16 protein-coding genes are annotated in these 13,663 nt (G+C 71.7%); 14 read left to right on the top strand and 2 right to left on the bottom strand.

All coding sequences use genetic code 11. From position 1 onward, the window contains the following. Positions 1-2 precede the first annotated feature (2 nt). The 6 genes from truA (at position 3) to JUB10_RS03280 (ending at position 4,602) form a co-directional block, all read left to right on the top strand. The gene (truA, locus tag JUB10_RS03305) at positions 3-911 is read left to right on the top strand and encodes a tRNA pseudouridine(38-40) synthase TruA (RefSeq protein ID WP_207454218.1); all 909 of its coding nucleotides are present in this window, start codon (positions 3-5) and stop codon (positions 909-911) included. A gap of 117 nt (positions 912-1,028) precedes the next feature. Continuing rightward, positions 1,029-1,475 (top strand): 50S ribosomal protein L13, encoded by a 447-nt coding sequence (gene rplM, locus JUB10_RS03300; protein WP_207454217.1) that lies wholly within the window; start codon positions 1,029-1,031, stop codon positions 1,473-1,475. Positions 1,476-1,504: 29 nt separating this feature from the next. Then, positions 1,505-1,987: a 30S ribosomal protein S9 gene (gene rpsI / locus JUB10_RS03295; RefSeq protein WP_207454216.1), complete on the top strand. Its 483-nt coding sequence runs from the start codon at positions 1,505-1,507 to the stop codon at positions 1,985-1,987. A gap of 23 nt (positions 1,988-2,010) precedes the next feature. Beyond that, complete coding sequence (gene glmM / locus JUB10_RS03290; protein WP_207454215.1) at positions 2,011-3,372, top strand: phosphoglucosamine mutase; 1,362 nt, start codon at positions 2,011-2,013, stop codon at positions 3,370-3,372. A 126-nt stretch (positions 3,373-3,498) separates the two neighbouring features. Then, complete coding sequence (locus tag JUB10_RS03285; protein WP_207454214.1) at positions 3,499-3,960, top strand: hypothetical protein; 462 nt, start codon at positions 3,499-3,501, stop codon at positions 3,958-3,960. Positions 3,961-4,143: 183 nt separating this feature from the next. After that, entirely contained in the window at positions 4,144-4,602 is a 459-nt protein-coding gene (locus JUB10_RS03280; RefSeq protein ID WP_207454213.1) for a hypothetical protein, read from the top strand. A gap of 54 nt (positions 4,603-4,656) precedes the next feature. Here JUB10_RS03280 and JUB10_RS03275 read toward each other — a convergent pair whose 3' ends face one another. Continuing rightward, a complete protein-coding gene (locus tag JUB10_RS03275) occupies positions 4,657-5,463 on the bottom strand; it encodes a hypothetical protein (RefSeq protein WP_207454212.1) in 807 nt (268 codons plus the stop codon). A 95-nt stretch (positions 5,464-5,558) separates the two neighbouring features. Beyond that, on the bottom strand, positions 5,559-6,518 hold the full coding sequence (coaA, locus tag JUB10_RS03270; protein ID WP_207454211.1) for a type I pantothenate kinase: 960 nt from the start codon (positions 6,516-6,518) through the stop codon (positions 5,559-5,561). Positions 6,519-6,546: 28 nt separating this feature from the next. Between coaA and glmS the strand changes: the two genes are divergently transcribed. The 8 genes from glmS to tsaD all read left to right on the top strand — a co-directional run bounded on the left by glmS (position 6,547) and on the right by tsaD (position 13,639). Next, positions 6,547-8,397: a glutamine--fructose-6-phosphate transaminase (isomerizing) gene (glmS, locus tag JUB10_RS03265; RefSeq protein WP_207454210.1), complete on the top strand. Its 1,851-nt coding sequence runs from the start codon at positions 6,547-6,549 to the stop codon at positions 8,395-8,397. Next, complete coding sequence (locus tag JUB10_RS03260; RefSeq protein WP_207454209.1) at positions 8,394-8,753, top strand: holo-ACP synthase; 360 nt, start codon at positions 8,394-8,396, stop codon at positions 8,751-8,753. The genes glmS and JUB10_RS03260 overlap by 4 nt, the downstream gene beginning before the upstream one ends. Then, on the top strand, positions 8,750-9,841 hold the full coding sequence (alr, locus tag JUB10_RS03255; RefSeq protein WP_207454208.1) for an alanine racemase: 1,092 nt from the start codon (positions 8,750-8,752) through the stop codon (positions 9,839-9,841). Before JUB10_RS03260 ends, alr (JUB10_RS03255) begins: the two co-directional genes overlap by 4 nt. Next, complete coding sequence (gene alr / locus JUB10_RS03250; RefSeq protein WP_207454207.1) at positions 9,838-10,968, top strand: alanine racemase; 1,131 nt, start codon at positions 9,838-9,840, stop codon at positions 10,966-10,968. Before alr (JUB10_RS03255) ends, alr (JUB10_RS03250) begins: the two co-directional genes overlap by 4 nt. Positions 10,969-11,000: 32 nt before the next feature. Beyond that, positions 11,001-11,441, top strand: coding sequence for a tRNA (adenosine(37)-N6)-threonylcarbamoyltransferase complex ATPase subunit type 1 TsaE (tsaE, locus tag JUB10_RS03245; protein WP_207454402.1), 441 nt, complete (start codon positions 11,001-11,003; stop codon positions 11,439-11,441). 76 nt (positions 11,442-11,517) lie between these two features. Further along, a complete protein-coding gene (tsaB, locus tag JUB10_RS03240) occupies positions 11,518-12,129 on the top strand; it encodes a tRNA (adenosine(37)-N6)-threonylcarbamoyltransferase complex dimerization subunit type 1 TsaB (protein ID WP_207454206.1) in 612 nt (203 codons plus the stop codon). Next, on the top strand, positions 12,126-12,599 hold the full coding sequence (gene rimI, locus JUB10_RS03235) for a ribosomal protein S18-alanine N-acetyltransferase (RefSeq protein WP_307859065.1): 474 nt from the start codon (positions 12,126-12,128) through the stop codon (positions 12,597-12,599). The genes tsaB and rimI overlap by 4 nt, the downstream gene beginning before the upstream one ends. Then, on the top strand, positions 12,596-13,639 hold the full coding sequence (tsaD, locus tag JUB10_RS03230) for a tRNA (adenosine(37)-N6)-threonylcarbamoyltransferase complex transferase subunit TsaD (protein ID WP_207454205.1): 1,044 nt from the start codon (positions 12,596-12,598) through the stop codon (positions 13,637-13,639). The genes rimI and tsaD overlap by 4 nt, the downstream gene beginning before the upstream one ends. Positions 13,640-13,663 lie beyond the last annotated feature (24 nt).

Genomic DNA, 13,663 nt, shown 5'->3' with positions numbered 1-13,663 from the left:
GAATGGTGCGGCTGCGTCTCGACATCGCCTACGACGGCTCCGGCTTCCACGGCTGGACCCGGCAGCCCGGCCTGCGCACGGTGCAGGGCGAGCTCGAGACGGCGCTCGCGACGGTGTTCCGCCGCTTCGGGGAGCCGCCGACGCTGACCGTCGCCGGACGCACGGACGCCGGCGTGCACGCCACCGGGCAGGTCGCCCACCTCGACCTCGACGACGCGCAGTTCGCGAGCCTCCGCCGCCCGGGACGCGGCGGGCGCTCGCCGCTGCCGCCGGGGGAGGCGCTCGCCCGACGGCTCAACGGCATCGCCGGGCTCGACGCCGACGTGTGGGTCGCGAGGGCGGATGTCGCCCCCGACGGCTTCGACGCACGGTTCGGTGCGATCTGGCGTCGCTACGAATACCGGATCGCCGACACCCGGGCACCCCGCAACCCGGTCGAGCGGGTGAACACGCTCTGGTACCCGGGCGAGCTCGACGAGCGCGAGCTGAACAGCGCCGCGGCATCCGTCGTCGGGCTGCACGACTTCGCCGCCTACTGCAAGCCGCGGGAGGAGGCGACGACGATCCGCACGCTGCAGGACTTCCGCTGGCGGCGGCTCGACTCCGGCGTGCTGCTGGCGGAGCTGCAGGCCGACGCGTTCTGCCACAGCATGGTGCGGGCGCTCGTCGGCACGAGCCTCGCCGTCGGCGACGGGCGGGTGCCCGCCGAGCGGATGCGCGAGGTGCTCGACTCGCGCGACCGCTCGGGCGCCTACCCCGTCGCCGCGGCCAAGGGCCTCACCCTCGTCGCGGTCGGCTACCCGCCGGACTCCGAGCTCGCCGCGCGGGCGGAGCAGACCCGCAACCGGCGGCAGGAACACGAGGTGTCCTCTTCCGCTGTTGACCGGCCGTCGAGCGAGGCACTAAAGTAGTCCGTTGGTGTGCGCCGTCCTGGCGCCCCACGTTGAGCCCTCCACCGGCAGCGTTCCACGAGCGGAACCGCCACGGAGCGGGATACACGACCACCTCGACACGAAAGCAGTACTTCTGTGACTCGTACGTTCACCCCGAAGGCTGAGAACATCCAGCGCGACTGGGTCGTCATCGACGCGACCGACGTCGTCCTCGGCCGTCTCGCCAGCCACGCCGCCGCCCTCCTCCGCGGCAAGCACAAGGCCACCTTCGCCCCCCACGTCGACACCGGTGACTTCGTCATCATCGTCAACGCCGACAAGGTCGCCCTCACCGGCAGCAAGGCCGAGAAGAAGATGGCCTACCGTCACTCGGGCTACCCGGGCGGCCTCACCGCCACCTCCTACACGGAGCTGCTCGAGAAGAACCCCACGCGCGCGATCGAGAAGGCCGTGCGCGGCATGCTGCCGAAGAACTCCATCGGCCGCGCGCAGCTCAAGAAGCTGAAGGTGTACGTCGGTGCCGAGCACCCGCACGCCGCCCAGCAGCCCACGCCGTACACCCTCACCCAGGTCGCGCAGTAAGCGCCGAAGACTTCTTAGGAACTGATCCCATGGCGAAGATCGCAGACTCCATCGACGGTCTCGAGAACTACTCGACCGAGACCCCCGCGGCTGCTGCCCCCAGCACCCCGCGTCCCGTCCTCAACGTGCCCGGTGCCGCTGTCGGCCGCCGCAAGGAGGCCATCGCCCGCGTGCGCATCGTCCCGGGCAGCGGCACCTTCCAGGTGAACGGCCGTGCCCTCGAGGACTACTTCCCGAACAAGCTGCACCAGCAGCTGATCAACGACCCGTTCAAGGTGCTCGACCTGCTCGGCTCGTACGACGTGATCGCGCGCATCACCGGTGGTGGCCCCTCGGGTCAGGCCGGTGCCCTCCGCCTCGCGATCGCCCGTGCGCTCAACGAGGTCGACCGCGAGAACAACCGCCCGACCCTCAAGAAGGCCGGCTTCCTCACGCGTGACGCCCGCGTCATCGAGCGCAAGAAGGCCGGTCTGAAGAAGGCCCGTAAGGCCTCGCAGTTCTCCAAGCGCTGACCGGCGCGGACCGCGGGCTCTCCATGCCTCGTCTCTTCGGCACGGACGGCGTGCGCGGCCTCGCCAACAGCGACGTCACCGTCGAGCTCTCCCTCGGGTTGGCTCAGGCGGCGGCGATCGTTCTCGGTGAGGCCGCCCGCGCCGCCGGCCGGCGTCCCGTCGCGGTGCTCGCACGCGATCCTCGGATCAGCGGCGAGTTCATTTCGGCCGCCGTCGCGGCCGGGCTCTCCTCGAGCGGGATCGACGTCTACGACGCCGGGGTCATCCCGACCCCGGCGGCGGCGTTCCTGATCGCCGATATCGGCGCCGACTTCGGCGTCATGGTCTCCGCGTCGCACAACCCGGCGCCCGACAACGGCATCAAGTTCTTCGCCTCCGGCGGCCGCAAGCTGCCCGACGACGTCGAGGACGAGATCGAGCGCGTCTACCGCAAGGGCGACATGCTGCGCCCGCTCGGCGGCGACGTGGGCCGGGTCACCCGGTTCGCCGACGCCGAGGACCGCTACGTCGTGCACCTCCTGCAGACCCTGCCCGCGCGGCTCGACGGTCTGCACGTCGTGCTCGACTGCGCGCACGGCGCCGCCGCCGGCGTCTCTCCTGACGTCTTCGCGGATGCCGGCGCGCGCGTGACCGTCATCGGGGCCGACCCCGACGGCGTGAACATCAACGACGGGGTGGGCTCGACCCACCTCGATCACCTCGCCCGCAAGGTGCTCGAGGTCGGCGCCGACGTGGGGATCGCCCACGACGGCGACGCCGACCGCTGCCTCGCGGTCGACCACGAGGGCAACGTCGTCGACGGCGACCAGATCATGGCCGTGCTCGCGCTCGCCCTCGACCGCCGCGGCGCGCTCACCGACCGCACGCTCGTCGCGACCGTCATGAGCAACCTCGGCCTCAAGATCGCCATGGCCGAACGCGGGATCCGCATGCTCGAGACCAAGGTCGGCGACCGCTACGTGCTCGAGGCCCTCAACGAGCACGGTCTCTCGATCGGCGGCGAGCAGTCGGGCCACATCATCTTCAGCGAGTTCGCCACGACCGGCGACGGCATCCTCACCGGGCTGCAGCTGGTCGCCGAGATGGCCGCCACGGGCAAGACGCTCGCGGAACTGGCATCCGTCGTCACCGTGCTCCCGCAGGTGCTCATCAACGTCAAGGGCGTCGACCGCGCCGCTCTGTCGTCGAACGACGCCGTCGCCCGCGCCGTCGAGGAGAAGTCCGCCGAGCTCGGCGACACCGGCCGCGTGCTGCTCCGTCCCTCCGGCACCGAGCCCGTCGTGCGCGTCATGGTCGAGGCCGCGGATCAGGAGACGGCCCAGCGGGTCGCCGACGAGCTGGCCGACTGCGTGCGCGAGCACCTCGCGCTGCCGGCATCCGTCTGACCCGACCCCTAGGGAATCCAGCCTTCGCTCGCCGCGGGGGCGATTAGGGGTTCTCACCCCTGTCCGAGGATTCTTCAGCACTCCTACGCTGGCGCCGTTCCACCACCGCCAGACGAAGGAGTCAGCATGTCCCGCTTCCGCACCTCGTTGATCGCCGCCGGCCTCGCGCTGGCCGCGGCGGTCGCTCCCGCCGCTCCCGCGTTCGCGCACAAGGCGCCCAAACCTACGTACGTCGAGCTGATCGGCATCGTGCGGCAACTCGACGGCACCAGTGCCGAGGTGCACGCCCGATACCGCTGCACCGGCGAGCTCGGGGTATGGATCTCGGTCAAGCAGAGCGAGGACCGCACCGCCGACCCGAAGCTCACGCAGGAGGGCACGGGCTACGGCAAGGTCGCCGCGGCGTGGAGCCAGACGCACGCCCACGCGCTCGACTGCGACGGCCGGGTGCACGTCGACAAGTTCGTCGTCGACCGCGCCGAATACGGCTACGGGGAGTTCAAGCGCGGGCAGGCGTGGACGCAGTTCTGCATCGTGAACGGGACAGGTGTCGTCGCCTCCGACATGGAGTTCAAGAAGATGCTCTGATTGCTTCCCCGAGAGGGCCCGAGCCGACAACGGCTCGGGCCCTCTTCGCGTTCAGGGCCCGGTCGGGTCCCAGAGGAGCACGGGTCAGCGCCGGGACGGCCGTCCCTGGGGGCGGGACTCGTCCGATTCCTACGCTCGCGGAAGAGCGAACGAATCGCACCGAACTCACCTCAAGGAGCCGCCATGTCCCCCGTCCGCAAGACCCTCGTCGCCGCCTGTCTCGCGCTGACCGCCGCCGTCGCGCCGGCCGCGCCGGCCCTCGCAGCCACCGCGCCGAAGCCGACGTTCGTCGAGCTCATCGGCGTCGTCCGCAAGCTCGACGCGTCCACCGCCGAAGTGCAGGCGCGGTACCGCTGCACCGGCGACCTCCACGTCTGGGTCTCCGTCAAGCAGGTCGCCGACCGCACGGCCGACCCGCGTCTGACGCAGGAGGGCTCGTCGCAGATCGCCGCGGCCTGGAGCCAGACGCACGCAGCCGACCTCGACTGCGACGGCCGGGTGCACGTCGACAGGTTCGTGGTGGATCAGTCCGAGCAGGGCTTCGGACGACTCGAGCGCGGCCAGGCCTGGACGCAGTTCTGCCTCGTCGACCTCGAGGTGGGCGTCGTCGCCTCCGAGAACGAGTTCAAGAAGCTGCTCTGACCTCCGACGAAGACGAGGGCCCGGGCGCGTCTGCGCACCCGGGCCCTCGCCGTCTTAGAACGTGAACGGCACGAACGGCACGCTGCCCGCCATCACCAGGGACACCAGCCAGATCGCCGTGCTCACGCCGATGAGCACGAGCTGCACCGACAGTCGCCGGGCCACGGCGCCCACACCCAGCAGGAACAGCGAGATCGCCATGAGCACGGTCGTCAGGGTGAGCTTGTCGCCGGAGGCGTCGGCCGCATCACCGGCGGCGAAGGCCTCGGTCGACGCCTTGTCGGTCTCCGCCCACGCGCCGTACAGGGCGCTCTGGTAGTCCTCCGAGTCGAAGGGGCTGTGGAACGTCGACGGGTCGTCCGCGTTCTGCTCGGCCGACCAAACGATCGCCTGGTTCAGCCTGTCGGACACCGAGGTGAACAGGAGCGTGTCGTACTTCAGCTGCGCCGTCGCGGCATCCGGGCCCTCCATCTCGATCGACAGCTCGGTCATCCGGTCCCAGAGCTGCACGTCTCGGATGTACGTCTGGTTCGCCTCGAGGTAGAGCGACTCGGCCTCGGTCTGCAGGTTCTGGCCCTCCGAGAACCGCTTCGTCGTCTCGCCGTCGTACAGCGCCGCCTGGAAGGAGACGTACGCGGTGCTGACCGACACGAGACCCAGCAGCACGGCGGTGAGGAGTTCGACGTTGCTGAACAGCCGGTTCAGTCGAGGGGTGGTGCTGCTCCCGGCGACGGGAGGCGCCGGCTGCGCGTACTGCGGCTGGGGGACCGGCGGCGCGTACTGCGCTTGCGCGGAGTACTGCTGCTGCGCGTCGAACTGCGACGGGCTGTCGTTGCCCGGGTACTGGGGCGGGTGGCTCACGGGACTCCTGCTGCTAGGGCTCGGGTCGCCGCAGGGGAGCGGCTGAGCGGACGCTAGCGGCGCGGCATCCGGCCCGACGACTCCCAGAAGGGGGGTCAGATCTTGCGCAGCAGCACGTTCGTCACGGCGTGCGTCGAGTCCTTGCGCAGCACGGCCGTCGCGCGGGACCGGGTGGGCAGAACGTTCTGCAGCAGGTTCGGCTCGTTGATCGTCGTCCAGATGTGCTTCGCGCGGGCCACGGCCTCCTCCTCGGTCAGCGAGGCGAAGCGGTGGAAGTACGAGTTCGGGTTGCTGAACGCGCCCTTCTGCAGCTTGAGGAAGCGGTCGACGTACCACTGCTCGATGTCGGAGGTGCGGGCGTCGACGTAGATCGTGAAGTCGAACAGGTCGCTCACCGCGAGCCGGATGCCGGGGGAGGGCGGCTGCAGCACGTTCAGCCCCTCGACGATCAGCACGTCGGGGCGGCGCACGACGATCTCGGCGCCGGGCACGATGTCGTAGCTGAGGTGCGAATAGAAGGGAGCGCGCACCTCGGGCGCCCCGCTCTTGACCTTGCTCACGAAGCGCAGCAGCGCGCGCCGGTCGTACGACTCCGGGAAGCCCTTGCGGCCCATGATGCCGCGGCGCTCGAGCTCCGCGTTCGGATAGAGGAAGCCGTCGGTGGTGACGAGCTCCACCCGCGGGGTGTCGTCCCACCGCGCCAGCAGCTCCCGGAGCAGGCGCGCGATGGTCGACTTGCCGACCGCGACACTCCCGGCCACGCCGATCACGAACGGCGTCGAGCCGGCGCGCTCGCCGAGGAACGCGCTCGTCGCCTGGTGCAGATGCTTCGCGCCGGCGGCGTAGAGGCTCAGCAGCTTCGACAGGGGGTGGTAGACCTCCTGCACCTCGCGCACGTCGAGCACATCACCGAGGCCGCGCAGCTGCACGATCTCGGTCTCTCGGAGCGGTTGGGTGGTCGACGGGGCGAGCGCGGCCCAATCCGCCCGAGCGATCTCGACGAAGGGCGTGGTGTAGCCGTTGTGCGCCTCCCTGGTGGCGGGAGCGTCAGGCATAGAGGACCAGCGTACTAAAATCGCCGCCATGTGCGGGATCGTCGGATATGTCGGTAATGACAAGAGCCTCGAAGTGCTGCTGGGCGGCCTCAAGCGGCTCGAATACCGCGGGTACGACTCCGCCGGGATCGCGGTGATCGACGGCGACGGGGCGATGAACACCCGCAAGCGCGCGGGCAAACTCTCGGTGCTGTCCGACGACCTCGAGCAGGCGCCCATCGCGAACGGGGCGACCGGTATCGGCCACACCCGCTGGGCGACCCACGGCGGGCCGAGCGACCGCAACGCGCACCCGCACCTGGGTGACGACGGCAAGCTCGCGCTCATCCACAACGGCATCATCGAGAACTACGCCGAGCTCAAGCAGGAGCTGCTGAACGACGGCGCCGAGTTCGAGAGCGAGACCGACACCGAGGTCGCCGCCCTGCTCATCGGCAAGGCGTACCGCGAGACGGGCGACCTGACGAGCGCGTTCCGATCCGTCGTCTCGCGTCTCGAGGGCGCGTTCACGCTGCTCGCGATCCACCAGGACGAGCCGGGCGTGGTCGTCGCGGCCCGCCGCAACTCGCCGCTCGTGATCGGGCTCGGCGAGGGCGAGAACTTCCTCGGCTCGGATGTCGCCGCGTTCGTCGCCTACACCCGGCGCGCGGTCGCGATCGGGCAGGACGAGATCGTCACGATCCGCCCCGACTCGGTGCTCGTCACCGACTTCGCGGGCAACGAGGTCACCACCGACGAGTTCGAGGTGTCGTGGAACGCCGACGCCGCCGACAAGGGCGGCTGGCCGAGCTTCATGGCCAAGGAGATCACCGAGGAGCCCGCCGCGGTGACGAACACCCTGCTCGGCCGGCTCACCGAGGACGGCGTGCACATCTCCGAGCTCGACGACCTCGGCGAGGACTACCTCAAGGCCATCGACCGCATCACGATCGTCGCGTGCGGCACCGCCGCCTACGCCGCCGATCTCGGCAAGTACGCGCTCGAGAAGTGGTCGCGCCTCCCCGTCACGGTCGAGCTGAGCCACGAGTTCCGCTACCGCGACCCCGTGCTCGACGAGCGCACGCTCGTGGTCTCGATCAGCCAGTCGGGCGAGACGATGGACACGCTCATGGCGGTCAAGTACGCCCGCGAGAACGGCGCGAAGACCCTCAGCATCTGCAACACCCAGGGCGCCACCATCCCGCGCGAGTCCGACGCGGTCATCTACACGCACGCCGGCCCCGAGGTCGCCGTCGCGTCGACCAAGGCGTTCGTCGCCCAGGCCGTCGCGATCTACCTCCTCGCGCTGCACTTCGCGCAGGTGCGCGGCACCCTCGGCCAGGAGCAGGTGCAGCACAACGTCGCCGAGCTGAAGGCGCTGCCCGACAAGCTCGAGCAGGTGCTCGAGTCGTCCGCCGACATCGCCGCGCTCGCGCGCTGGATGACCGACACCGACTCCGTCATCTTCCTCGGCCGCAACGCGGGCTTCCCCGTCGCGATGGAGGGCGCGCTCAAGCTCAAGGAGATCGCGTACATCCACGCGGAGGGCTTCGCCGCCGGCGAGCTCAAGCACGGACCCATCGCGCTCATCGAGCCCGGCCAGCACGTCTTCGTCGTCGTGCCGAGCCCGCGCGGGGAGAACTCGCTGCACAAGAAGGTCGTCTCCAACATCCAGGAGATCCGCGCGCGCGGCGCCGTCGTGCTCGCGATCGCCGAGATGGGCGACGCCGAGGTCGCGGCGAACGCCGACGAGGTCGTGCGCATCCCGCTCGCCGGGCCGCTGTTCGAGCCGATCCTCGCGGTCGCGCCGCTGCACATCTTCGCGATGGAGCTCGCCAAGGCGAAGGGACTCGACGTCGACCAGCCGCGCAACCTCGCCAAGAGCGTCACCGTCGAGTGATCGTCGGCATCGGCGTCGACGTCGTGGATCTCGCCCGGTTCGACCGGGCCATGACGCGTACGCCCGCGCTGCGTGAGCGGCTGTTCGCGCCCGCCGAACTCGCGCGGCCGAGGTCGCTGCACTCGCTCGCGGCGCGGTTCGCCGCGAAGGAGGCGGTCATGAAGGCGCTCGGCGACGGCACCGGCATCCGGTGGCACGACATGATCGTGTCGTCGGATGACGAGGGCGCGCCCTCCCTCGCCCTGTCCGGCGCCGCTCAGGAGCGCGCCGACGCGCGCGGCATCACCGATCTGCACCTGTCGCTCAGCCACGACGGCGGGGTCGCGATCGCCTACGTCATCGCGGAGGCCCGATGAAGCTCCTGCGGGAGGCGCGCGTCGACCTCGGCGCGATCGCCTCGAACGTGCAGACCCTGCTCGCCACGGCGGGGGTGCCCGGCATGGCCGTCGTCAAGGCGGACGGCTACGGACACGGCGCCGTTCCGGTCGCGCAGGCCGCCCTCGATGCGGGAGCCACCTGGCTCGGCGTCGTCGACCTCGTCGAGGCGCTCGCGCTGCGCGAGGCCGGCATCACCGCGCCGATCCTCACCTGGCTGCACGACCCGGCCACCGACTTCTCGCCCGGCATCGCCGCCGGCATCGACCTCGGCGTCAGCTCGCTGCCGCAGCTCGAGCGCGTCGCGGCGGCCGAGGGGCGCGCGTTCGTGCACCTCAAGATCGACACCGGGCTCGGCCGGAACGGGGCGGATGCCGAGCAGTGGCAGCTCCTCGTGCGCCGCGCCGCCGAGCTCGAGCGCGCCGGCGCCCTCGTCGTGCGCGGCATCTTCAGCCACCTCGCCGGGTCGCCCGACGACGGTCTGCAGGTGCAGCGGTTCCGCGACGCGCTCGTCGTGGCCGAGGAGGTCGGACTGCGCCCGGAGCTGCGGCACCTCGCCGCGAGCGCCGGCACGATCGGCATCCCCGACGCCCGCTTCGACCTCGTGCGCCTGGGCATCGGCATGTACGGCCTCAACCCGTTCTGCGACGGTCGGCCCTCCGCCGAGTTCGGGCTCCGCCCCGCAATGGAGCTCGCCGGCCGCGTCGTCGCCGTCAAGCGCGTCGCCGCCTCAACCGGCGTCTCGTACGGCTACACCTACCGCACGGCGAAGCCGTCGACCCTCGCCCTCGTCGGGCTGGGCTACGCCGACGGCATCCCGCGCCACGGCTCGAACGGCGCACCCGTGTCGATCAACGGCACCCGCTACGCCGTCGCCGGCCGCATCGCCATGGACCAGTTCGTCGTCGACCTCGGCGACGACTTCGCCGAGGTGGGCGACCGCGTCGTGCTCTTCGGCGACCCCGCGACCGGCGTCCCGTCGGCCGACGAGTGGGCGGATGCCGCGGGCACGATCAACTACGAGATCGTGACGCGCCTCGGCTCGCGCATCAGGAGGACGTACCGATGACGCATCCGTCGGAACTCGTGCTCGCCCCCACGCGGGAGGCGCTCGTCGACCTCGACGCGATCCGGCACAACGTGCGCACGCTCGCCGCGCTCGCGGCCCCCGCCGAGACCATGGTGGCGGTGAAGGCGAACGCCTACGGCCACGGCATGGTCGAGGTGGCGACCGCGGCGCTCGAGGCCGGCGCGATGGGACTCGCGGTGCTCGACATCCCGGCCGCGCTCGAGCTCCGCGCCGCGGGCATCGACGCGCCGATCTTCGCGTGGCTGCTCGACGACGAGGCCGACTTCGCGGCGGCGATCGCCGCCGACCTCGACCTCGGGATCAGCGCCGAGTGGCAGCTCGACCGCATCGTCGGCGCCCAGGGCGACCGCCCGGTGCGCGTGCACCTCAAGATCGACACCGGCCTCAGCCGCAACGGCGCCACCGAGGAGCAGTGGCCCGACCTCGTGCGCGCCGCGCTCCGGGCGGAGGCCGCCGGCGCGGTCACCGTTCACGCCGCCTGGTCGCACCTCGCCGACGCGTCACCCGAGGACGACGCCGAGGCGCTGCGGCGCTTCCACGCCGCCGTCGACGTCGCGGTGGACCTCGGCGCGACGTTCGCGAAGCTCCACCTCGCCGCCAGCTCCGCCGGCATCTGCGAGCCCGAGGCGCGCTTCGACTTCGTGCGCTTCGGCATCGCCGTGTACGGCATCTCGCCCTTCGACAACGCCTCCGGCGCCGACCTCGGGCTGCGCCCGACGATGACGCTCTCCGCGCCCGTTGCCTCCGTCAAGCGGGTGCCCGCCGGGCAGGGCGTCAGCTACGGCCTCACCTACCGCACGACCGACGAGACGACCCTCGTGCTCGTGCCGCTCGGCTACGCCGACGGCATCCCGCGCATCGCCGGCGGGCGCGCCAGCGTCTGGCTCAACGGGCGCCGGTATCCCGTGCGCGGCCGCATCGCCATGGACCAGTTCGTGCTCGACGTCGGCGACGACCCTGTCGAGCTCGGCGACCGCGTCATCGTGTTCGGCCCCGGCGACCAGGGCGAACCGACCGCCGAGGAGTGGGCAGGCTGGGCCGACACGATCGGCGACGAGATCATCGCCCGCATCGGGCACCGCGTGACGAGGCGGTACGTGCCGTGAGCACCGTGCTGCCGATCGCGGATGCCGCGGCGATGGAGCGCCTCGGCGAACGGCTCGGCGCTCAGCTTCGCGCGGGCGACCTCGTCGCGCTGGACGGACCGCTCGGCGCTGGCAAGACCACGCTGACCCGCGGGATCGGAGTCGCCCTCGGCATCCGCGGGCCGGTCACCAGCCCCACGTTCGTGCTCGCCCGCACGCATCCGTCGCTCACCGAGGGGCCGCCGCTCGTGCACGTCGACGCGTACCGGCTCTCCGACCCGCTCGAGCTGGACGACCTCGACATCGACTTCGAGGCGAGCGTCGTCGTGGTCGAGTGGGCGGCGGGCATGATCGAGGGCCTCGCCCGCGACTGGCTCTCGATCGAGATCGAGCGCCCCGCGGCATCCGCCGACGACGACCCCGACGCCGACGGTCCCCGCATCGTGTCGATCACGGCGCAGGGCGACCGCTGGGCGGACCTCGACCTGGCGTAGCCCGCCTGCCGTCAGTCGAGTAGGGCCGAGGCGCCCTATGGGGACCCGGCACCCCTGCGAGAACTACGATTGACGGGTGCTTCTCGCGATCGACACCTCGGCCGGCACGAGCGTCGCCGTCGTGGACCGCGACGCCGGAGTGCTCGCCGAACTCTCCACCGACGACACCCGCCGCCACGCCGAGGTGATCGGTCCCTTCATCGCCCAAGCGCTGGAGCAGGCGGATGTCACCGCGCAGCGCCTCAGCGCCGTCGCCGTCGGCACCGGGCCCGGTCCCTTCACCGGCCTGCGCGTCGGCCTCGCCGCCGCCCGCGCCTTCGCGTTCGGGGCGGGCAAGCCCGTCGTGCACGTCGTCAGCCACGACGCGATCGCGGCGACGCTCACCGCGCCCGCCCTCGTCGTCACCGACGCCCGCCGGCGCGAGCTGTACTGGACCGCGTACGACGGCCTCGACGCCGACGGCTTGCCGATCCGCGTCGACGGCCCGGGCCTCGCGAAGCCCGACGAGCTCCCGACGGGCCGCGAGCGCCACGACGCCGCCACCGTGTCCGCCGCCGCCCTCGGGCTCCTCGCCGAGGCGACCTGGGCCGCCGGGCGCGACTTCGCCTCGTCCGAGCCCCTCTACCTGCGCTCGCCCGACGTGACGATCTCCGCCGCGACCACCGGCGGGCGCCGGGTCACGCAGTGAGCGAGTACGCGCTGCGCCCCGCGGCATCCGACGACCTCGACGCGATCATGGCGATCGAGACCGCCGTCTTCGTCAACGACGCCTGGTCGCCCGCGGCGATGCGCCGCGACCTCGCGAACCCGTCCTGTCACTACCTCGTCGCCGTCGACGAGTCGGATGCCGTCGTCGGCTACGCCGGACTGCTCGCCGCCGCGGGCACGGGGGAGGGCGACATCCAGACCATCGCCGTCGCCCCGACCGCCCGCCGCACGGGCCTCGGCCGCCGGCTCATGACCGCGCTGCTCGACGAGGCGCGCCGCCGCCGGGTGCGCGAGGTCTTCCTCGACGTGCGCGTCGACAACCCGAACGCGCAGGCGCTCTACCGCAGCCTCGGCTTCGAGGAGATCGGCGTGCGCAAGCGCTACTACCAGCCCGACGACGTCGACGCGCTCGTCATGCGGCTGCAGCTGCCCAAGGAGGAGGTCGCATGAGCGCGCCCATCGTGCTCGGCATCGAGACGAGCTGCGACGAGACCGGGGTCGGCATCGTCCGCGGCACCGAGCTGCTCGCCAACGTCATCGCCTCGTCGATGGACGAGCACGCCCGCTACGGCGGCGTCGTGCCCGAGGTCGCCGCCCGCGCCCACCTCGAGGCGCTCACCCCGACCCTCACCGAGGCGCTCGAGCGGGCGGATGTCACGCTCGCCGACATCGACGCCGTGGCCGTCACGAGCGGCCCGGGGCTCGCGGGTGCGCTCATGGTCGGCGTCGGTGCCGCGAAGGCGCTCGCCCTCTCGCTCGGCAAGCCGCTCTACGCGGTCAACCACCTCGTCGGGCACGTCGGCGCCGACGTGCTGAGCGAGGAGGAGCTCGAGCTGCCCACCGTGGCGCTCCTCGTCAGCGGCGGACACACCTCGCTGCTGCTCGTGCGCGACCTCATCGACGACGTCGAACTGCTCGGCGAGACGATCGACGACGCGGCGGGCGAGGCGTTCGACAAGGTCGCCCGCCTGCTCGGGCTCGGCTACCCGGGCGGACCGGCCATCGACCGCGCGGCCGCGGACGGCGACCCGACGGCGATCCGCTTCCCGCGCGGGCTCACTCAGCCGAAGGACCTCGAGCGGCACCGCTACGACTTCTCCTTCTCCGGGCTCAAGACCGCCGTCGCGCGCTGGGTCGAGAAGCGGCAGGACGCCGGCGAGGACGTGCCCGTCGCCGACGTCGCCGCCGGCTTCCGCGAGGCCGTCGTCGACGTGCTCACCCAGAAGGCGATCGCCGCATGCACCGACCTCGGCGTGCCGCGGCTGTTGCTCGGCGGGGGAGTTGTCGCCAACCGCCGCCTCCGGGAGGTCGCGCAGGAGCGGGCGGATGCCGCGGGCGTCGCGCTCCGCATCCCGCCGCTCGACCTCTGCACCGACAACGGCGCGATGATCGCCGCGCTCGGCGCACAACTCGCCGCCGCCGGACGGGCACCGAGCGGACTCGACTTCGCGGCGGACTCGACCCTCCCGGTCACGACAGTCCAGGTCTGACCCGCGGCCCGTCGCGTTGCGCGG

Origin of the sequence: Desertivibrio insolitus (assembly GCF_017355965.1) — a bacterium.
Lineage (GTDB): Bacteria > Actinomycetota > Actinomycetes > Actinomycetales > Microbacteriaceae > JAFIQW01.
Note: the sequence above shows the minus strand (reverse complement) of the source record. Positions and strands in the feature narration are given on the sequence as shown.

Excerpts from the sequence above, each read along its gene's own strand:
- truA (WP_207454218.1), top strand. The coding sequence starts at position 3 with ATGGTGCGGCTGCGTCTCGACATCGCCTACGACGGCTCCGGCTTCCAC.
- rpsI (WP_207454216.1), top strand. The coding sequence starts at position 1,505 with ATGGCGAAGATCGCAGACTCCATCGACGGTCTCGAGAACTACTCGACC.
- glmM (WP_207454215.1), top strand. The coding sequence starts at position 2,011 with ATGCCTCGTCTCTTCGGCACGGACGGCGTGCGCGGCCTCGCCAACAGC.
- JUB10_RS03285 (WP_207454214.1), top strand. The coding sequence starts at position 3,499 with ATGTCCCGCTTCCGCACCTCGTTGATCGCCGCCGGCCTCGCGCTGGCC.
- JUB10_RS03280 (WP_207454213.1), top strand. The coding sequence starts at position 4,144 with ATGTCCCCCGTCCGCAAGACCCTCGTCGCCGCCTGTCTCGCGCTGACC.
- coaA (WP_207454211.1), bottom strand. The coding sequence starts at position 6,518 with ATGCCTGACGCTCCCGCCACCAGGGAGGCGCACAACGGCTACACCACG.
- glmS (WP_207454210.1), top strand. The coding sequence starts at position 6,547 with ATGTGCGGGATCGTCGGATATGTCGGTAATGACAAGAGCCTCGAAGTG.
- alr (WP_207454208.1), top strand. The coding sequence starts at position 8,750 with ATGAAGCTCCTGCGGGAGGCGCGCGTCGACCTCGGCGCGATCGCCTCG.
- alr (WP_207454207.1), top strand. The coding sequence starts at position 9,838 with ATGACGCATCCGTCGGAACTCGTGCTCGCCCCCACGCGGGAGGCGCTC.
- tsaE (WP_207454402.1), top strand. The coding sequence starts at position 11,001 with ATGGAGCGCCTCGGCGAACGGCTCGGCGCTCAGCTTCGCGCGGGCGAC.
- tsaD (WP_207454205.1), top strand. The coding sequence starts at position 12,596 with ATGAGCGCGCCCATCGTGCTCGGCATCGAGACGAGCTGCGACGAGACC.